The sequence below is a fragment of the Enterococcus sp. DIV0755f genome (genome assembly GCF_051713725.1).
Classification (GTDB): domain Bacteria; phylum Bacillota; class Bacilli; order Lactobacillales; family Enterococcaceae; genus Enterococcus_D; species Enterococcus_D casseliflavus.
The window spans coordinates 632501-651089 of the sequence record NZ_JBIOQL010000001.1; the positions used below are offsets into that span (position 1 = coordinate 632501).

18 protein-coding genes and 2 tRNA genes (1 of these 20 only partly in view) are annotated in these 18589 nt (G+C 44.1%); 14 read left to right on the plus strand and 6 right to left on the minus strand.

Annotation, left to right across the window (positions count from 1 at the left end):
- A protein-coding gene (locus IGI73_RS02905) for an HAD hydrolase-like protein (RefSeq protein WP_438759065.1) crosses the window boundary here: on the plus strand, positions 1–535 show its 3' portion. Its footprint begins 116 nt before the window's first position; only the last 535 of its 651 coding nucleotides appear in the window; the start codon falls outside the window, past its left edge; the stop codon is at positions 533–535.
- A 48-nt stretch (positions 536–583) separates the two neighbouring features.
- Here the strand turns inward: IGI73_RS02905 and IGI73_RS02910 are convergent, their stop codons facing one another.
- A complete protein-coding gene (locus IGI73_RS02910) occupies positions 584–940 on the minus strand; it encodes an iron-sulfur cluster biosynthesis family protein (RefSeq protein WP_015509034.1) in 357 nt (118 codons plus the stop codon).
- A 392-nt stretch (positions 941–1332) separates the two neighbouring features.
- On the opposite strand from IGI73_RS02910, the gene IGI73_RS02915 reads away from it, so the two are divergent.
- Positions 1333–1767 carry a universal stress protein gene (locus IGI73_RS02915; protein WP_005225130.1) on the plus strand — a complete coding sequence of 145 codons (435 nt, stop codon included), beginning with the start codon at positions 1333–1335 and terminating at the stop codon, positions 1765–1767.
- Between the two features lie 354 nt (positions 1768–2121).
- Entirely contained in the window at positions 2122–2361 is a 240-nt protein-coding gene (locus tag IGI73_RS02920) for a hypothetical protein (protein WP_074934647.1), read from the plus strand.
- A gap of 94 nt (positions 2362–2455) precedes the next feature.
- Here IGI73_RS02920 and IGI73_RS02925 read toward each other — a convergent pair.
- Positions 2456–2528, minus strand: a tRNA-Thr gene (locus IGI73_RS02925).
- A gap of 194 nt (positions 2529–2722) precedes the next feature.
- Between IGI73_RS02925 and IGI73_RS02930 the strand changes: the two genes are divergently transcribed.
- Positions 2723–2796, plus strand: a tRNA-Asn gene (locus tag IGI73_RS02930).
- A 90-nt stretch (positions 2797–2886) separates the two neighbouring features.
- Here the strand turns inward: IGI73_RS02930 and IGI73_RS02935 are convergent.
- Both IGI73_RS02935 and IGI73_RS02940 read right to left on the minus strand, forming a co-directional pair.
- Positions 2887–4275: a hypothetical protein gene (locus tag IGI73_RS02935; RefSeq protein WP_438759067.1), complete on the minus strand. Its 1389-nt coding sequence runs from the start codon at positions 4273–4275 to the stop codon at positions 2887–2889.
- Positions 4272–4661 (minus strand): GntR family transcriptional regulator, encoded by a 390-nt coding sequence (locus IGI73_RS02940; RefSeq protein ID WP_005225133.1) that lies wholly within the window; start codon positions 4659–4661, stop codon positions 4272–4274. Before IGI73_RS02940 ends, IGI73_RS02935 begins: the two co-directional genes overlap by 4 nt.
- A gap of 164 nt (positions 4662–4825) precedes the next feature.
- Here IGI73_RS02940 and IGI73_RS02945 point away from each other — a divergent pair, with 164 nt between their 5' ends.
- The 6 genes from IGI73_RS02945 (at position 4826) to IGI73_RS02970 (ending at position 11583) form a co-directional block, all read left to right on the plus strand.
- On the plus strand, positions 4826–5842 hold the full coding sequence (locus IGI73_RS02945) for an acyltransferase family protein (RefSeq protein WP_086339168.1): 1017 nt from the start codon (positions 4826–4828) through the stop codon (positions 5840–5842).
- 119 nt (positions 5843–5961) lie between these two features.
- Positions 5962–7290, plus strand: coding sequence for an aminopeptidase C (locus tag IGI73_RS02950; protein WP_005225135.1), 1329 nt, complete (start codon positions 5962–5964; stop codon positions 7288–7290).
- A 345-nt stretch (positions 7291–7635) separates the two neighbouring features.
- Entirely contained in the window at positions 7636–9024 is a 1389-nt protein-coding gene (locus IGI73_RS02955; RefSeq protein ID WP_010747447.1) for an L-cystine transporter, read from the plus strand.
- Between the two features lie 158 nt (positions 9025–9182).
- Positions 9183–9962 carry a tyrosine-protein phosphatase gene (locus IGI73_RS02960; RefSeq protein ID WP_010747448.1) on the plus strand — a complete coding sequence of 260 codons (780 nt, stop codon included), beginning with the start codon at positions 9183–9185 and terminating at the stop codon, positions 9960–9962.
- Between the two features lie 16 nt (positions 9963–9978).
- A complete protein-coding gene (locus IGI73_RS02965; protein WP_086339169.1) occupies positions 9979–10809 on the plus strand; it encodes a fructosamine kinase family protein in 831 nt (276 codons plus the stop codon).
- A 15-nt stretch (positions 10810–10824) separates the two neighbouring features.
- Complete coding sequence (locus tag IGI73_RS02970) at positions 10825–11583, plus strand: acyl-ACP thioesterase domain-containing protein (protein ID WP_086339170.1); 759 nt, start codon at positions 10825–10827, stop codon at positions 11581–11583.
- 50 nt (positions 11584–11633) lie between these two features.
- Here the strand turns inward: IGI73_RS02970 and IGI73_RS02975 are convergent, their stop codons facing one another.
- Positions 11634–12602, minus strand: a complete 969-nt coding sequence (locus IGI73_RS02975) for an asparaginase (RefSeq protein WP_005225140.1) — start codon at positions 12600–12602, stop codon at positions 11634–11636.
- An 88-nt stretch (positions 12603–12690) separates the two neighbouring features.
- On the opposite strand from IGI73_RS02975, the gene IGI73_RS02980 reads away from it, so the two are divergent.
- The 3 genes from IGI73_RS02980 (at position 12691) to IGI73_RS02990 (ending at position 15016) form a co-directional block, all read left to right on the plus strand.
- A complete protein-coding gene (locus tag IGI73_RS02980; protein ID WP_086339171.1) occupies positions 12691–13521 on the plus strand; it encodes a DUF72 domain-containing protein in 831 nt (276 codons plus the stop codon).
- Positions 13522–13529: 8 nt separating this feature from the next.
- On the plus strand, positions 13530–14390 hold the full coding sequence (locus IGI73_RS02985; protein WP_005225142.1) for a Cof-type HAD-IIB family hydrolase: 861 nt from the start codon (positions 13530–13532) through the stop codon (positions 14388–14390).
- A 95-nt stretch (positions 14391–14485) separates the two neighbouring features.
- Positions 14486–15016 (plus strand): HAD family hydrolase, encoded by a 531-nt coding sequence (locus IGI73_RS02990; RefSeq protein ID WP_086339173.1) that lies wholly within the window; start codon positions 14486–14488, stop codon positions 15014–15016.
- 71 nt (positions 15017–15087) lie between these two features.
- Here IGI73_RS02990 and IGI73_RS02995 read toward each other — a convergent pair whose 3' ends face one another.
- Complete coding sequence (locus IGI73_RS02995) at positions 15088–16437, minus strand: aspartate kinase (RefSeq protein WP_086339174.1); 1350 nt, start codon at positions 16435–16437, stop codon at positions 15088–15090.
- 358 nt (positions 16438–16795) lie between these two features.
- Here IGI73_RS02995 and ezrA point away from each other — a divergent pair, with 358 nt between their 5' ends.
- Positions 16796–18517 carry a septation ring formation regulator EzrA gene (gene ezrA, locus IGI73_RS03000; RefSeq protein ID WP_005225145.1) on the plus strand — a complete coding sequence of 574 codons (1722 nt, stop codon included), beginning with the start codon at positions 16796–16798 and terminating at the stop codon, positions 18515–18517.
- Positions 18518–18589: the final 72 nt, after the last annotated feature.

Consider the following 18589-nt stretch of genomic DNA (forward strand, 5'->3'; position numbering starts at 1 on the left):
CATACTGCGGAGCTTTGTGGGGCCGCCTTTGATTGAATCCTTCCGTGGATTGGGCTTCGATGAAGCTGCTGCCCAGCAAGCCGTTGCCTTCTACCGGGAAAATTATCGTCAAGCGGGCATGTTTCAAGTCCAACCATATCCGTTGATCGAAGAAACATTGCAGGAGCTGGCGCAGGATCACGATTTGTATATCGCTACGTCGAAACCAGAAGTTTTTGCAAAAGAGATCCTGACCCATCTCAAGTATGATGGCTATTTCAAAGGAATCTATGGGGCGGATCTCGAGAATAAACGTGGGGAAAAAGCGGCCGTTATCCGCTACGCGTTAACTGAGATCGAAAAGGAGCAAAAAGCGCAGCAAACCATCATGATCGGCGACCGTGAGCATGATATTTTAGGGGCAAAAGAAAACCAGTTACCGGCAATCGGCGTTTTATATGGTTTTGGGTCAAAAGAAGACTTGCTTGATGCTGGTGCGATCGCTTTAGCCGCTGAGACACAAGAACTCTTAGCGTTGATTCCAGATTCATTATAGAGAAAAAGAGCTGACAAGCACCTTACAAGGCGTTTGTCAGCTCTTTAGTTACGCATTCGTTTGTTTCAACTGTGGAGAGGATTCCAATAAAAGATTGGTATCCAAATAGCCGCTTTCGTTTTTCAAAATCAAGGTTCCTGAAGTTGGGTGAACATCTAGAATCAGATGACCAGTCAAGAACATTTGATCATAGGTTGATGTAAAGAAAGTAAACTGATTGCTTGAGACTAACTCATTGTATGGGTCTAACGGTTCGTCGATCGGTGTGATCAAAAAACGTTCGCCGATCATACAGCATCCAGCTGCTGAAGAAAATTGGTTCGATCCGTCATTACTCGTCAAAATATATAAGTCGTGTCCTTCTGGAAAGCGAGCAGCGGCAGTAGGGGTAATATGTAAGTCCATTTTGCATGATCTCCTTTTTGAAACGAGTGAGCAGCAAGCTGTTTCGTTTCGATAATTGTTGATAAACCAAGTGTATCACTCCTCTTAGGGATGTGACAGCAACTTGCTTTTCAACAAACCAAGCTTAAAGTTTTAGCAAGAAAAAGGCGATAATACCGATTATCAGCAAGAAAAGCCCTAAGTACAAGAGCACAGTGACCGCAGCCTGGAAAAAAGAGCGCATTTCTTTCACCTCGAATCATTCTTCTCTTTATTTTACTGTATAATCACGGAGACAAGTAAGGAACTTCACAAATCTTAAAGGAAGTTTTAGGTCTCTTAAGAGTAGACCTTGTCCTTTTTTGTAACGCTTCCATTTTTTGTGGTAAAATAAAGAAAAGGAGGCGATTTGGATGTTACGTAATTGTCAAAATGTACTTGTTGCCTTGGATGGGTCGGATCAGTCAGAAAAAGCGTTCCAAGAAGCACTCGCGATTTGTCGTATGAACAAAGCCAAATTGTATGTCCTCTCTGTTATCAACAATGCTGAGTTATCCACAAGTGCCTATGCTTTTGCAAAAATTTTTGACCAAGAAAAATTGCGTGTGGAAACGGACATGTTGAAAAAAATCTATGATGCCAATCAGCATGGGGTAGAAGATGTTGAGGTAATCGTTGAAGTCGGCGATCCAAAACGCTTTATCATTCATGCAGCAACAGAATTGTACCCGATTGATTTGATCATTATTGGTGCAACTGGTAAAGGCACATTGACCCGAGCTGTCGTAGGCTCAACTACCGATTATGTCGTCAATCATTCGAAATGTACGGTGTTGGTCGTGAAGTAAGAAGTTGAATCAAACGGAAACAGTATGTTATTTTTTAATTCAGCATAAAGCGTATCCTTTTAAAAAATTTAGTGTAGTTGTAAAACTCGCTCTTAGCTTTAGGAGAGCGGGTTTTTTGTTGTAAAAAAGATGTGTCTAAAATTGAGCTGTGAGCACCGATTGAAAAACCCGTTTTGTTCGTTTTATAAGAAAAAATTTATTTAAATTTATAAAAATCGACTATTAGAAGAGATAGTTTGTTACACTTTTAATAAGCAAAGGCTGTAGGAAAAGTATTGGAGAGAGGGGCTGATAATTTACTGAGTTCTACGATTCAGCTGGTTGCAAATGTCTATTGTTGAAAAGGAGAATGAAATGAAGCGTGTTGCAGAAAACTATTTGGTTGTTTTTTCGATTCTTTTGCTGATTATATGGCTAGGCTTGATCCAAGTGAAAGAATATTCGCAAGAAGCAAACCTGTCGATCATTTACTTTATTAATCTATATACGCTCTTGTTTAAATTTAAAGATACAGCGAAAATGATGAAAGCAGTTGTATCGGTCCTACTATTGGGTTTTACGATCTTATTTCTTTTGTATATCGCAGGAAATTAGGGGCGTACGAATGATTAAGTTCAGAAATTATCGCTATACTTTGGGAATTAGATGCACAAAAAAAGACAACGTCCGACAAACGTTGTCATATCAAAGCCACTTGACGGGCTTGAACCGTCGACCTCATCCTTACCATGGATGCGCTCTACCAACTGAGCTAAAGCGGCGTGTTATTTAACACAAGATATAGAATACCGTAAAGGCGCTGCTTTGTCAATGAGATTTTCGGATATTTCTTGAGAAAAACACTTTGCGGGAAGTGAAGTTTCTAAAAGGGGATTTTCTTGAAAAAAAGGAACAAAAACTTGATTTTTGCTCTTGCTAAATTATCTGACTATTTGGTATAGTACAGATAGATTCTTCCGGCATAGCTCAGTTGGTAGTAGCGCATGACTGTTAATCATGATGTCGTAGGTTCGAGTCCTACTGCCGGAGTATCAAAAACGACCTTCGTTTCGGAAGGTCGTTTTTTTGGTTGTGGATAGCCTGGGGATAATGGGTTCCCCAGTTTTTTCTCCAGAAAACTCACTCCGCTGAGGAAACCTTCTGTACTAGTTCCTCGTATAAATCCGTCGTTTCGGCGGCTTTTTTATTTGTGTAAAAAACGGTTGGCCCATCTTTGGTGGTGACTTTTAAAATAGGTGTCGAGTTTATGTCCACGAACATTCTGGCAGGATCACCAGCAACGGTAAATTTACCGATTTGGTAACTGGCGGTTCCTACACCCATATTACGAACACGAGGCGATGGCAAAGCTTCGATCAATTCCACCGTCTCTATATCTGCCAAAGAGACCGTTGTTTTCCCAGTCATTGGTGCATCGAAGGTGACTTCTTGTCCTTGCACTTCACCGGTGATCGCATCAGGAGCGAAATCTAAACGATACATCGGAATGATGGTACCGACCATTAATACAAGTAAGAAGACAGCGGTGATACCTGAGACGATTTGTCCGCTACGTTTGCCTAGATTGATGCCGATATTCATCCCAACACGGTCAGGAACAAACAGTCGCGCATCATTAGGATTGATGTAAAAACCATATCGCCAGTAAGCATCTTCACCATAATAGCGCGGTTGTCCTGCTGGTTCTAAGAGCTGATCTTGTTTTTTACGCAGATCTAGCAACAAGAAGAAGGTAAAGACGATCAAGAAAACAACCAAAACAACAAAGAGCACTAAGAGGATAGTACTGAATGCTCCAGTAGCGGACATGGATGCCAGCGGGACAGTCAACAAGAGTAGCGTAATGGTACAAGTGACAGCGATCAATAAGGACCAATAGCGCTTTGTTAAATCATTGATGTGCTGGTCGATAGCTGAATCACCGCTGATCCCGCGAACGGGTAAGCGGCTGATGATCACCCAGAGATAGACGAACAGCGCAAAAGTTGCTAAGGAGACGCCGCCCATCAAGTATCCTGTAGAAAGATCAGGCAACAGCCATGCTTGGTACAAACTGATCATCAACAAAATCCCTGCAGGAACGAGGCTATACCACGGCAGCATCCGTTTATTTTTGGCTTGAACGAGTTTGGTATCGATCCGAATCGGATCGATAGGTAGTTCCCATCCATTGGCAAGGATCAATTGCCGCATTTTCCCAATGTAATGCACTTGCACCAGGTAAGCTGTCCCCAGCAAAGCGGCCATATAAAGCCAGAACAGGGTAAGGATGATGGAGTCAGATAAATTGAACAAAAAAAGGAGACTTGCTACACTAAATGTACCAACGATTTGTAAGATACGCTTGCGAAATTCTGTGATCAAGCTGTGGACGCTAGGATCATCCAGATGCTCAGGGGCAAGGGTGTTTTCGACTAAAACATTTTTGTGGGGTTTACTGATCAAGCGTAAACCAAAGGCGCTCGTCCCACAGAGGACAAGAGCAATAATGAAAAAAAGATAGGTCATTTGCATTCATTCCTTTCAGGAAATTGGTCCAGCAGTTGTTGAACATCCGTTAAAAGCGCTTGCTTGCTTTTGCCGTGTAAGAGAGCGGTTGCTAGCTGCAGCTGCAAGTTTTGGCGATACTCCGCTTCTTGTCCAGAAGTAAACGGTGGTGGCGCGGCAACGGCGGTTCCTTTACGGCGATCCGTGACCAACAAGCCTTCTTCTTTGAGGGAATTGTAGGCTTTTGAGATCGTCATGGTATTGATGCCGATCTCTTCGGCTAATTGACGGACGGATGGTAGCAATTCGCCAGCGGATAAATCGCCTTTTGCGATACCGACAATGATCTGTTCCCGCAACTGCTGGTAGATCGGTTGGTTGCTTTGGGTTTGAATATCAAATATCATCGAAGACAGCTCCTTTGTATTATATATATTAATACAAAGTATACAAAATAGCAACTGGTAATCAAATGAACAAGAATCGTTAGGAAAAAGTAAATAGCTTGTTACAGTTCTGTTTCATGGATCAGGTATCCTTTGACAGATACAACTTAGAGGAGGAACTTTTTATGAGCCAATCGCAAAGAACGGCTTACTTTGATAATGCAAAATTTCTACTGATGATCTTGGTCGTCTTCAGTCACTTACTACAGCCTTTTATCGGCGATCAGAAGTTTTATCATGACCTATATTATTTTATCTTCACTTTCCATATGCCAGCTTTTGTTTTTCTGGCTGGGTACTTTGCCAAACCGTTGACGAAGGGACACAAGCTGCGTGAGCTGATGAAAAAGTTCTTGCTGCCTTATGTCTTCTTTCAGGTGTTTTACACCGTCTATTACTGGTTGATCGGTCTACGGGAGTCGTTAAAAATCCAACTGTTGAATCCGCAATGGGCACTTTGGTTTTTGCTTAGCATGTTCTTTTGGCAGCTCTCCTTGCTAGTCTTTCAAAAAATGTCCAAAAAGCAGGCGATCTTGCTGAGTATCGGCTTGAGTATCTTCGCTGGCTACGTGCCATTTTTAAATCAAGTGTTGACCTTGCAGCGGACCTTTGTCTTTTTGCCGTTTTTCATCATCGGGTTTTATTTTCCCAAAAATGAGATGCGCTTTTTATTGAAACCAAAGATTCGGACCATCAGTTTGCTTTTCTTACCGATCATCTACACCTTTATCGCGTTTTTTCATGGGATGAACAAGTACATGGTTTTTGGTTCCAAGCCTTATGACGATTACTTGAGCTATCCGTTGTTCGGCGGTCCCTTGCGTGCGGTCTTTTTCGTGATCGGGCTGATGGGGATCATCGGCTTTCTGAGCCTCGTGCCTAGAGAGCACCTCTTTTTTACGAAGTGGGGCAAAAACACCCTGCTGGTCTATCTTTTACAGGGGATCTTCATCAAGGGCTTGCGGGCATTAGCGATCACCGACTTGAACCTGTCGGTATTAGGCTTTGTGACGTTGGTATTAGCCAGTGTTTTACTGACGATCTTGCTAGCTAGTCGTCCGATCCGCTTCCTTTATGCACGATTTGAACGAGGACTATCCTTTGTTTTACTTGGCTTTTTGCTTTTGATGCTAACTCTTTAAATCCTTGATACGAGCAACCGCTCTTAGAAAGATGATCCTTTCATTTTTCTAGGAGCGGTTGTTATTTGAGAGGCAGAGGCGTAAAATGGAAGGAACGGAAAGTGAAAGGATGAAGAAATATGTCAGAAATTTCAAAAAAGACCACCGCTGCCTTTGCGCAAGCGTATCAAGACAATAATAAACAAACGGCACTGCAACGGAGTGTTGTGAAAAATGGAATCACCGCTTCTGCGGAAAACGTGTCAGCAAAAGTCAACAATGTGCCAGTTTTTTCAGTTGATGTGACAACCGGGAAAGTCTCAAACCAAAAACAATCAGGCCGCTGCTGGATGTTTGCCGCATTGAATACATTCCGTCATAAGATGCTGAATGATTTCAATTTAAAAGAATTTGAATTGTCGCAAAACCATACCTTCTTTTGGGACAAATACGAAAAAGCCAACTATTTCTATGAAAATATTTTAGCAACTGCTAACGAGCCTTTAACAAGTCGCAAAGTTGCTTTCTTATTGCAAACACCACAACAAGATGGTGGGCAATGGGACATGATCGTTTCGATTTTCCAAAAATATGGTGTCGTACCAAAAACGGTCATGCCAGAAAGCAGCAACTCTTCCAATTCTCGTGACCTAAACAATTACTTGAACAAAAAACTGCGTAAAGATGCGGTTGCTTTGCGTCAGCTAGTGGCTGAAGGCAAAACAGCTGAAGACATCCAAACAGCCAAAGAAGCGATGTTGGAAGACATTTATCGTTTCTTAGCGACTTCTTTAGGCACACCGCCAGAAACCTTTGATTTTGAATACCGTGATGAAGACAAAAACTATCACATTGATCGCAACTTAACACCGCAAAGCTTTTATGAAAAATATGTCGGGGTGGACCTTGACGATTATGTCAGCATCATCAACGCACCAACTGCCGACAAGCCTTACAATCAATCGTATACCGTAGAAATGCTAGGCAACGTGGTTGGCGGCAAAGAAGTCAAATACTTGAACGTCGATATGCCGACCTTCAAAAAATTAGCGATCGCTCAATTGGAACAAGGGGAGTCCGTGTGGTTCGGTTGTGATGTCGGTCAATCTTCTACCAGAGATACTGGGATCATGGCATTAGATGCGTATGATATCAACGACCTATTTGACATCGACTTTACGATGACCAAAGCAGAACGCTTAGATTTTGGCGAAAGCTTAATGACCCACGCGATGGTCTTGACTGGCGTTGACTTGATCGACGGCGAATCAACCAAATGGAAAGTCGAAAACAGCTGGGGTGAAAAAGTCGGAACGAATGGCTTCTTCGTTATGAGCGATGCGTGGATGGATGAATACACCTATCAAATCGTGGTTCGCAAAGAGTTCCTGACAGCAGAACAATTGGCTGCCTTTGAAGCAGAACCAACAGTCTTAGCACCTTGGGACCCAATGGGTGCTTTAGCGTAAGACAGCAATTTCTAATGATTGCCTGAATATTCTCTGAAATTTTTCAAAAAGTCGAAATGAAAAAATAACGAACCAGTTCCCGCAATCCAACCGTTAGGAAAGTAGAAATCCTAACAGTGTGGGGTTGCGGCAACGGTTCTTTTTTTATTTTCTGACAAAAAAGCGGTACCATCCCAGAAAAGTGGGAACTTATTTATTGTAAGATGAAGCAAACTTCTTTAAAATGGAATAGTCACTAATGATGCCACACGTCTCATTAGAGTGAACTGTTGAAGAATGGTCACTGGGAACCTTTACTTCCTCTGACAGACTTTGTCATGTTTATTGAACAAAAGGAGGATTCAAATGACAAATCTGTTAACTATTATTGTTGTTCTACTTTTTGCTGCCCTTATTTATGGGTTCTACTTATTGCAAAAACGTCACGTGAAGTTTTCTACGCGGGTCTTTGCGGCGTTGTTCGTCGGGATCGTTTTTGGTGGCGTGCTGCAGCTGATTTTTGGGACAGGCTCTGACGTTGTCACGCAAGCTCTTGACTGGATCACGATGGTCGGTAGCGGCTATGTAGCTCTCTTGCAAATGCTGATCATGCCCTTGATCTTCGTTTCGATCGTTGGTGCTTTCACCAAGATGAAAGAAAGCGAAAAAATCAAGAAGATCAGTTTTACGGTTCTTGCGACTTTGCTAGGGACAACGGCGATCGCTGCCTTGATCGGGATCGTGATGGTCATGGTCTTTGGTCTTGACGGTGCCAGCTTTACCGAAGGGGCAACGGAAACAGCGCGGATCGCAGAATTAGCGGAACGTTCGACACAAGTCCAAGACCTATCGATTCCACAACAAATCGTTTCCTTCATCCCAAGCAATGTCTTCGCCGACTTTGCGGGTACTCGTTCGACAAGTACGATCGGGGTCGTGATTTTCTCAGCCTTTGTTGGGATCGCCTTTCTTGGTGTCAAACGTAAATCACCGAAAGAAGCGGAAACTTTTGCGAATTTGATGGACAGCTTATATAAAATCGTGATGCGTATCGTCACGTTAGTTTTGCGCCTGACACCTTATGGCGTTTTGGCATTGATGACAAACGTATTAGCTTCAAGTGATTTTGAAGCCATCTTGAACTTAGGCAAATTTATCATCGCCTCTTATGCGGCTTTGATTTTGGTCTTACTCGTTCATTCATTATTGCTGATCGCTGTTCGGGTCAATCCAGTAACGTATTTCAAAAAGGCCTTTCCAGTCTTGAGCTTTGCCTTTACTTCTCGTTCAAGTGCGGGAGCCTTGCCATTGAACATCGAAACCCAAACCAAAGCGTTAGGTGTTGATGAAGCCACGGCTAACTTTGCAGGCAGCTTTGGGTTATCGATTGGTCAAAACGGCTGTGCGGGTGTGTATCCAGCGATGTTGGCAACGATCGTTGCACCAACGGTTGGGATCAATGTCTTTGATTGGCAGTTTATCCTGCTGCTAGTTGCAGTAGTTACGATCAGCTCATTCGGCGTTGCTGGTGTCGGCGGTGGGGCAACCTTTGCTTCATTGATCGTCTTAGGCTCAATGAACTTGCCGATCGCCATCGTAGGCTTAGTTATTTCTGTTGAACCATTGATTGATATGGCACGGACACTCGTTAATGTCAGCGACAGTATGGTTGCAGGAATGGTGACCAGCAGTCGTATCAACGAACTGGATCGTTCGATCTTAGATGATTCTGCCGCCGTGATCGAAGCCGAATAGAAACGTTTTGTAACAAGCGAAAGCAAAGAAAGACTGCGTGTGGTCTTTTTTTTTTTTGTCCGTTAAAGCTCAGCTCATAGAAAAATCTAGGTTTCAGTGCCCTTAATAGCGAAGTTTCTGCTATACTTTTAACTAGAACATCGCGGGAGGGATAAGCAATGACACAATTGATTCAACTAGAACGAGCAGCAAACGTCAGAGAACTTGGCGGCTATCAAACGACAAACGGCACGACGATCAAACGAAAAAAATTGATCCGCAGTGCGGCGATCAATGAATTGACTGCTTCAGATCAAGCAGTACTGGCAAACTATGGGGTCAATCAGGTCATTGATTTTCGCTCTATCGCTGAAGCCAATGCACAGCCTGATCGACCAATCGCCACAGCAAAGCAGCTTTTTTTACCTATTTTTAAAGAAGACGAAACGATGGTTTCCTTGTCGCCAGAAAGCTTGAAGCAGCGCTTGGAAGATGGGGAAGATGCCGAAGAGCAGATGAAAAAAGTCTACCGTCACTTTGTTGAAAGCGACTATGCCCGCCAACAATATCGGCAGTTTTTTGATCATGTGATCGCCAATGCGGAAGGCGAAGGTGCAACCTTGTTCCACTGTACCGCTGGCAAAGATCGCACAGGCTTTGGCGCCTTTTTATTGCTGCATGTGTTGGCGGTGGCACCAACGACGATCAAAGAAGATTATTTAGCGACCAATCGCTATTTAGCGCCAATGCTAAAAGAAAAATTTGCCCCAATGACCCAGCATTTGCCGCAAGAGCTGTTAACGGCGATCACGGTTTTGATGAGTGCCAAAGAGAGTTTTCTTGATGAAAGCTTGGCTGCGATCGATCAGCATTTCGGTTCGGTTGATCAGTATCTCCTGCAGGGACTAGGGGTGACGAAAGAAGAGCAAGCGTATTTGAATGCCCAACTGACTGAGTAAAGAAAGGGAGATCCGTATGGAGGAAGCATTGTTCGCAGCAATCGGGATGACCGGCTCGCTGACGCCCATCAGTGGTGGGGATGTCAATCAAACGTATCGTTTCACTACAGCAGAAAATCGCTATTTTTTAAAAACTCATCCTCATGTTTCATCGGTGTTCTTTCAAGCAGAGATCAACGGCTTAGCTGAATTAGCCCCTTTCGTGCGGGTGCCAAAAATCGAACATATCGGTCAGACTGAAGAGAGGGCATTTTTATTGATGGAATGGATCGATGGTGGGGAAGGACAGCAGCGACGCTTAGGTCAAAGCTTGGCTCGGCTTCATCAGCAGACGCAGGAGTCTTTTGGGTTTTACGAAGACAATTACATCGGCTTTTTGCCGCAAGTCAATCCGAAAACCACGGATTGGCTTGATTTTTACACAGTCTGCCGTTTGGATGTGCAAGTCGAATTAGCGAAGCTGGGTAACCGCTGGCATGCCAAACGGGAAGCTGCTTATCTGCGTTTGAAAGAATTTTTGCATGAAAATTGGCGTGATCGCAGCGTCACACCTGCTTTATTACACGGTGATTTTTGGCGGGGGAATGTGCTGTTCGATCAGCAAGGAGAACCAGTGTTTCTTGATCCAGCAGTCGCTTATGGGGATCGAGAAATGGATATTGCGATGTCCCAGCTCTTCGGTGGTTTTCGTCAGGAATTTTTGGAAGGCTATCAAGAAGTCTATCCATTAGATGAGGATTGGCAAGAGCGACTGCCAGTGTATCAATTGTATTATTTATTGGTCCATTTGAATCAGTTTGGCGAAAGCTATGGACCAAGTGTCGATGAAATATTGAGTCGTTTTTAGGAGGCAATTAGAACTATGGCAGCAAAGTATCAAACCACGCATGAAGTGGCGTATTATGAATGTGATGTCAACCAAACGATGACGTTTCCAGCCATGCTAGGCATCGCCATCAAGACATCAGAAGAACAAAGTGCGGCGTTAAACCGCGGACCAGAAGTCATCGCTAGTTATGGCTTGACCTGGATCATCACCAGCTATCACATAACGGTGACTCGTTTGCCGCGCGTAGGGGAGCAGATCCAAGTGGCGACCCAGGCGAGAGAATACAATAAATTTTTCTGCTACCGTTACTTCTGGTTATTGGCAGAAGACGGAACGGAACTGGTCAAAATCGAGGCGGTTTTTGCGTTAATGGACCCTGAGACGCGCAAAGTCAGCAGTGTACCAGATGAGATCGTGGCGCCTTTTGGCAGTGAAAAAATCAAGCGAATCAAACGCTACCCGAAGATCACCCCTATCACGCAAGGACAATTTTTGCCGTATCGAGTGCGTTTCTACGATATTGATAGCAATCAGCATGTCAACAATGCCATGTATTTCAATTGGCTGATGGACGTCTTAGGCTATGAGTTTTTAACAAAACATGAAGTGACACAAGTGACGATCCGTTTTGATCGGGAAGTGGCTTACGGCCATTTGATCGAAAGCCATTTTCAAATCAATGAGAAGACAGTCGATGAAGCCGGCGGGGCTGTGCCGCTGCAAACGATCCACGAGATCAAGATCGGTGAGGATACTTACTGCGAAGCCATCTTTACTTGGCGAGAAAAATAAAACAACCCTTTTGCCTCCATTAGCGGAATGGCAAAAGGGTTTTTGTTTGGTTAATTCTCCATGAAATCAGGCAGTTCATCCATGGTCAACCCACGGTTTTTCGCTATCAGCAATTTGATGCGGGCTTTTTGGCTATTGATGCTATTGCAGAAAATCACCCCAAGAGCTTGCAATTCGATCCCGCCGCCTAAGTAGTCATAGACCGGCTCGGCAACGCCGTTGAAGCAGCGAGAAACTAAGACGACTGGAATGTTTCTAGCGATCAGTTTTTTCAAAGGCTCTATGGTCTGCGGCGGCAGATTGCCAGCGCCTAAAGCTTCGATCACTAGTCCATCGATCAGCGAGTCGGCTAAAGCATCGAACAATTCCCCAGTCATTCCCGCATAGGCTTTGACGATCGGAAACAGACCATCGACACGATCAACATCCAAATGGCGGTTATTTAACAGCTCTTGCATGAACAAGATACGGTGCTTTGTGACTAAGCCGATCGGACCTAATGTCGGGGTGCGGAATGTCGCAATATTGGTGGTGTGGGTCTTCGTAACATAACGTGCGGAATGGATCTCATCGTTCATCACGACTAAGACGCCTTTTCCTAAGGCATCAGGTGATTTCGCCACCCGAATCGCACTTTCAAAGTTATAAAGTCCGTCACTGCCGATTTCATTACTTGAGCGCATGGCGCCAGTCACCACGATCGGTAACTGACCGCCGATTGTGGTATCTAAAAAGAAGGCTGTTTCTTCCAGCGTATCGGTTCCGTGAGTGATCACGACCCCATCGACACCGCTTAAATGCGCCAGCTGGATACGTTCTTTCAGCTGCAGCATTTCTTTTGGGGTCATATGAGGACTGGGAATATTAAAAATGTCTTCGACGATCAATTCAACATCGTCATCAATGTGGATCGGTGCATCCATCAGCGGATTGCTGACATCAGGGCTGACGCCGCCTGTCAGGGTGTCTTCTTTCATGGCGATGGTGCCGCCAGTGTGCAACACGAGAATTCGTTTCATTTTTTCATCACCTGCAATGATTTATTTACTCTTAACTCAAAACTATTGTATACTATTAAAATAAGAAAACAAGGAGCGATGGGAAAAAATGATTCGAATTGGTTGTACCACATTTAGTGAACATGGCAGTCTCGTGCAAAGAAAAAACTCGAAATTATTTGAGTATGCCCGTTATTTTCCGCTAGTTGAGCTGGATACTACCTATCATTTTTTGCCAAAAGAAAAAGACGTGCGCAACTGGTTGACCCAGATTCCCGAAAATTTCCGCTTTGTGTTGAAAGTCCATCAAAGTGTGACCACCCAAGGAAATTTGCCTGATCAGTTGACCATGACCGAAGCGCTGCAGCTTTATAAAGAAGCGATCGCGCCAATGGTAGAAGCAGGCAAACTCTTTTGCCTATTGGCGCAGTTTCCCAACAGCTTTAAATGTACAAAAGAAAATGTCGCCTATTTAGACCAAGTGCGAGAATGGTTTGCGGGCTACCCAGTGGCGATCGAGCTGAGAGACAGCAGCTGGTATCAGCCGAAACTGTATCCGGGAATGATCGATTATATGAAGCGAAAGCAGTTTTCCTTAGTAGTTGTTGATCAGCCGAAAAAGCTATCGACCACCATTCCCCTTGATCCAACCGTGACCAATCCCGCGTTTGTCTTGTGCCGTTTTCATGGACGCAACGACAGCGGCTGGACAGCGACAGGACCAGATGCCAAAAATCTGCGGACCTTGTATCGCTATGACCAAGCCGAACTAACGGAGTTAAAACACGCAGTCCAAGCCATCGAAGCCAATGCCAAAGAAGTCGCAGTGGTCTTCAATAATAATGCCGGTCGTGATGCCGCTGACAATGCTCGCGCATTGATCGATGCGCTGCAGATCGATTACGAAGCATTAAATCCTAATCAGTTGAAATTATTTTGAGGAGTCATATGATAAAAGCAATCTTTTTTGATATTGATGGCACGCTGATTGCCAGCAACGGCAAGGCGCTTGCCAGTACCCGTGAAGCCATCAAACAAGCCCAAGCCAATGGCGTCCTCTGCGGCATTGCCACCGGACGTGGTCCGGTTGATTTAGAGAAGGTGATCGATTACTTGTCGTTAGACATGTTTATCACCTATAACGGCCAATATGTCTACACGAAGGAAAACTTGATTTATGCTAAACCTTTTCCAAAACAAACGCTGGAAGCGATCGTAGAATACGCAGATGAAAATTACCGCCAAGTCATGTTTGGCGGAGAAACGCAAGTGGCTGGCAGCTTAACGATCCGCTTAAGCCAATCACCCGTCATGCAGCGCTACTTACGCTATGTACCGAAAAAATTTCCCGTCGGTTTTTTAAAGAAAGTCTTGCAGCGCTTTAGTCCCAATCGCAACGCCAAGCGCTATGAATCGTTGGACATTTTACGAGAGCCCATCTATCAGTGCATTATGCTGAGCCCTGAATCAGAGCGCGAAAAATTACGGTCCAAGCTGCCGCAATGTGATTTTAAGCGATCCAATGCCTATTCTGTTGACATCGTGCCGAAAAACGGTTCGAAAATCAAAGGCATCAAAGAGTTTTTGGCCTATGAAGGGATCGCGATGGAAGAAGCGATGGCATTTGGGGATCATTTTAATGATGTGGAAATGTTAGAAGGCGTGGGGATCGGGGTTGCGATGGGCAATGCCCAGCCCATCACTAAAGCCAGTGCTGACTTTGTGACGGATACCAACGATCATGACGGCATCAAGAAAGCCTTGATCCATTTTGGCATCATTGCCGAGGATGCCCAAGCCAGGGAATAAAAAAATAAGCAAGTAGCCAATCTATGAAGCAACGTAGAAGACAGCGCAGAACCATAAAACAGAACCATGAGAAAAAGCAGAAAGAAGCGAGCAAAATGAGTCCATTTGAAATGACGGAAGAGTTTCATAAAACCTTTGATCCAACGCGACCGCCATATCCACAAGCTTTTTCAGCGGAAAAAGCCCAGTTTCGTGCTGGTTTTAAAATTGAAGAATTAGTTGAGTTCCTTTATGCTGCCAGCAACAATGACGAAGAGACCTTCCAATCAGGTCTGGAGCATTTGCATCAAGCGATCGATCAAGCCCAAGCCAAGCTGGCTGCCAAACAACAGCCTGTCAGTGATTCTCTAGTAGAACAAGTCGATGCGCTTTGTGATCTGCTGTATTTTACCTATGGCTCGTTTTCACTGTTAGGGGTCGATCCAGCGCCGATCTTGGCTATCGTTCATGACGCCAACATGGGGAAACTTTTTCCAGATGGGCAGCCTCATTATGATCCTGAGACCCACAAAGTCATGAAGCCGAGCGATTGGGAAGAACGGTTTGCTCCTGAACCGCGAATCAAGGCAGAAATCAACCGCCAATTGGCACAAAAACAAGCGCAAGCTCAAGAATCGTCAGAATAAAAACCAAACGTGCCAGTTGCCCGTTCCGATTGCTTATCAGCAAAAGGAGTGGTGCAACTGGCACGTTTGGTTTAATCAAAGAAAGTGTAGTAAAGGGTTCTGACAGCGGCTTTTTCTTGTTCTTTGTGGATACCGAACATGATGCTGACCTCAGAGGACCCTTGGTTGATCATCTCTAAGTTGATATTTTTCCGCGCAAGGGCAGCGGTACTGTCGGCAGTGATCCCGACTCGTTGACGCATTCCTTCACCAACGACGACGACCATGGATAGATCGTGGGTCATTCGCAGTTCATCGGGATCGATCTCGTAGGCGATCTTGCGCAGCAGTTCTTCTTCCAATACTGGATTCAACTGGTTGGAGCGCATAATGATCGAGATATCATCGATTCCTGAAGGCATGTGTTCATAATTTAAATCAAATTCACGGAAAATCTCTAAGACCCGTAACGTGAACCCAACTTCGCGGTTCATCAAGTATTTGCGGATATAGATCATACAAAAGCCTTCGTCACTGGCAACGCCGATCACGGGCTGATCCAAATTGTCTCTCTGGTTGGTGATCAAGGTACCGGGATGACTTGGATTATTGGTGTTTTTGATCACCACGGGAATTTTCGCATGGTATGAAGGCATCAAGGCCTCATCGTGCAACACAGTAAAGCCCGCATAAGACAGCTCTCGCATTTCTCGGTAGGTCACTTCTTTGATGGACTCTGGATGATGAACATAGCCTGGATGAGCAGAAAAAATCCCATCGACATCGGTAAAGTTTTCGTACAATTCTACTTGCAGACCAGCCGCCACGATGGCACCAGAAATATCTGATCCTCCTCGAGAGAAGGTACAGATCTCGCCGGCTTCTGTGTAGCCAAAGAAGCCAGGAATCACTAAGATTTCAGGACTGTCGCGCCATTGTGCGATCTTGGCGTACGACTTGTTCAAGATACGGGCGTTTTGAGGTTCATCCGTCACCAGCAACCCAAGTTCTTGCGGATTCATGTAGCGAGCAGCTAACCCACGGCTTTGTAAAATCCCTGCGATCAATTTGGCGTTGTTGTCTTCGCCGCTTGCCAAGACCGTATCATAAAGATGCGGATTGTCTTGGGTAGGCAGTGTTTGAAAAGCCGCCAATGATTGCCAGATGCGGTCTAAATGGACTTGTTCGATACCAAAGGGGGCAGCAATCGCTGTATAGCGGGTATAGATTTCTTCTATTAAATCAGTGATTTCTTCTTGGGCACACAGACGGGTACAGACAGCTAGTAACAGATCGGTGACTTTCTGATCGTCGCTGGAACGCTTACCAGGCGCTGAAACAACAACAAACCGTCTTTTAGGATCACTTTCAATTATCGCAACAACTTTTTCGACTTGTTCGGCTGAGGCAAGGGAACTGCCTCCGAATTTCGCTACTTTCATTTGACATTACTCCTGTTCAAGCTTTTTACTAGAGTACAGTTTCAATAGGGAGAAATCAAGCGGTTTCTTGAAAAAAATCGGAAAAATCAGAAAAAAAGTCACTTGTTGATGTAAATTTCACGATTTGTTTTCATTATCGCTGGAAAAGCCGTGATTTATTTTATTCGATGCGAAAAAAGTCGATCTTTTTTGCCTCAATCTAATGCTTGATTTTTTTCTTTATGCTATAATCTAGCGTAGATGCTTTTTTATAAAGGGACTATCTGTCCTTTTTATACTCAACGAACTTATCAATCAATCTGCTGATCAGCAGGTTTTAGACGAAACATGTATATTTGAAAATTGGAGGAACCACAAAATGGGAACTAATATCATCTTTGGAATTGTCATTGCCATCATCATCATCGCAGCGGTCTTGTATGCAATTGGCTTTTTCATGCGGAAGAAAAACCAAGAAAAGCTGAATGACTTGGAAAAACGCAAAGAAAATCTGTTTGACTTGCCGGTGATCGAAGAAGTCGATGAAGTAAAAAGAATGCACTTGGTTGGTCAAAGTCAAAACACCTTCCGTGAGTGGAACCAACAATGGACAGATATCTCCACAAAATCTTTTGCTGAACTTGAAAGTCAAATCTTTGAAGTGGAAGAGCTGAACGAACGCATCCGCTTTTTCAAAGCAAAAGGGGCGATCGTCCAAGCCGAAGCGACCATGGACGAGATGGAACGCCAAGTGGAAGAGATTCGCGCAGGCTTGAAAGAATTACGAGAAAGTGAAGAACGAAATTCACTGGAAGTTCAAAAAGCGCTGGACGTTTACGAAGACTTGAAGAAGAAGCTGCGGGATCAAGGCGAAGAATTCGGTCCTGCCTACAATGAGCTGCAAAAACAAATCAAAAACATTGAAATTGAGTTCACCCAATTTGTTACCTTAAATACTTCAGGCGATCCTGTGGAAGCACGGGAAGTGTTAGACCAAGCGGAAAAACACACCTATGAAGTGGAAGACCTAATGAAACGGATCCCAGCGGCGTACGAAGAATTAAATCGTACCTTCCCTGATCAGTTGAAAGAAATCCAAGAGGGTTATAAAAAATTATTAGAACAAAAATATGTGTTCCCAGAAGCAAACTTCCAAGAAGAAATCAACCGTGTGAAAAAACGGGTTGAAAACTCCATGAACGATCTAGCGAAAACAGAAGTCGCTTCCGTTGAAGTGGCAAGCCGTGATACTGCAAGTGATATCGATGCCTTGTATACGGTGATGGAACGTGAGATCAATGCCAAGAAATATGTCATGAAAAATCGTCAGATCATCGAAGACTACATTGACCACGCAACGAAGAACAACCGTCAGTTGTTGATCGAATTGGATCATACGGCACAAAGCTATACTTTGAATCATAATGAATTGGGTCGCGTCCGCGGCTTCCAAACCGAAGTGGACGAATTGGCTCGCCGCAACAACGAGTACTTACCGAAATTGGAAAAACATGAGATTCCTTATTCAGAAGTGCAAAGCTTCTACAAAGATGCCTACAAGATTTTGGATGATGTGGAAAGCCAGCAAGTCGAAATCGATGATTCTCTTGCGGAATTACGTCGTGGCGAAAAAGTTGCACAAGAAAAAGTGGAAAGCTTCGAATTCCGTCTACGCAACTTGAAACGGTTTGTTGAGAAACAACGCTTACCTGGTTTGCCAGGCGAGTATTTAGAATTCTTCTTCGTGGCAACGGATCGTGTCGAAGAACTAGGCAAAGAATTGAACAAGATTCGCATCAACATGCAAGAAATCAATAAATTGGTTTCTGTCTGTGAAGAAGATCTTGATCTTTTAGATGAACAAACAAAAGACTTAGTGGATGCTGCGGCATTGACTGAGCAAATGATGCAATATGCCAACCGCTATCGTCATTCTCATCCAGATATCAAGGCAGCGATCGACAAATCACTTTACTTGTTCAGTAAAGAATATCGCTATCAAGATGCGCTAGATGAAATCGGCACAGCGTTGGAACGAGTAGAACCAGGTGCCTTCAAACGGATCGAAAACTTCTACTTCAATAACCGCGACTTAGTATAATACGAAAGCCAGCAGTGAAAAACTGACTGGCTTTTTTCATGGAAAGAATGGCTCGCTGCATGAGTACCGCTT

What these genes read in the sequence shown, in the direction of transcription:
- IGI73_RS02910 (WP_015509034.1), bottom strand. Translation starts at nt 940, where the DNA reads ATGGACTTACATATTACCCCTACTGCCGCTGCTCGCTTTCCAGAAGGA.
- IGI73_RS02915 (WP_005225130.1), top strand. Translation starts at nt 1,333, where the DNA reads ATGTTACGTAATTGTCAAAATGTACTTGTTGCCTTGGATGGGTCGGAT.
- IGI73_RS02920 (WP_074934647.1), top strand. Translation starts at nt 2,122, where the DNA reads ATGAAGCGTGTTGCAGAAAACTATTTGGTTGTTTTTTCGATTCTTTTG.
- IGI73_RS02935 (WP_438759067.1), bottom strand. Translation starts at nt 4,275, where the DNA reads ATGACCTATCTTTTTTTCATTATTGCTCTTGTCCTCTGTGGGACGAGC.
- IGI73_RS02940 (WP_005225133.1), bottom strand. Translation starts at nt 4,661, where the DNA reads ATGATATTTGATATTCAAACCCAAAGCAACCAACCGATCTACCAGCAG.
- IGI73_RS02945 (WP_086339168.1), top strand. Translation starts at nt 4,826, where the DNA reads ATGAGCCAATCGCAAAGAACGGCTTACTTTGATAATGCAAAATTTCTA.
- IGI73_RS02950 (WP_005225135.1), top strand. Translation starts at nt 5,962, where the DNA reads ATGTCAGAAATTTCAAAAAAGACCACCGCTGCCTTTGCGCAAGCGTAT.
- IGI73_RS02955 (WP_010747447.1), top strand. Translation starts at nt 7,636, where the DNA reads ATGACAAATCTGTTAACTATTATTGTTGTTCTACTTTTTGCTGCCCTT.
- IGI73_RS02960 (WP_010747448.1), top strand. Translation starts at nt 9,183, where the DNA reads ATGACACAATTGATTCAACTAGAACGAGCAGCAAACGTCAGAGAACTT.
- IGI73_RS02965 (WP_086339169.1), top strand. Translation starts at nt 9,979, where the DNA reads ATGGAGGAAGCATTGTTCGCAGCAATCGGGATGACCGGCTCGCTGACG.
- IGI73_RS02970 (WP_086339170.1), top strand. Translation starts at nt 10,825, where the DNA reads ATGGCAGCAAAGTATCAAACCACGCATGAAGTGGCGTATTATGAATGT.
- IGI73_RS02975 (WP_005225140.1), bottom strand. Translation starts at nt 12,602, where the DNA reads ATGAAACGAATTCTCGTGTTGCACACTGGCGGCACCATCGCCATGAAA.
- IGI73_RS02980 (WP_086339171.1), top strand. Translation starts at nt 12,691, where the DNA reads ATGATTCGAATTGGTTGTACCACATTTAGTGAACATGGCAGTCTCGTG.
- IGI73_RS02985 (WP_005225142.1), top strand. Translation starts at nt 13,530, where the DNA reads ATGATAAAAGCAATCTTTTTTGATATTGATGGCACGCTGATTGCCAGC.
- IGI73_RS02990 (WP_086339173.1), top strand. Translation starts at nt 14,486, where the DNA reads ATGAGTCCATTTGAAATGACGGAAGAGTTTCATAAAACCTTTGATCCA.
- IGI73_RS02995 (WP_086339174.1), bottom strand. Translation starts at nt 16,437, where the DNA reads ATGAAAGTAGCGAAATTCGGAGGCAGTTCCCTTGCCTCAGCCGAACAA.
- ezrA (WP_005225145.1), top strand. Translation starts at nt 16,796, where the DNA reads ATGGGAACTAATATCATCTTTGGAATTGTCATTGCCATCATCATCATC.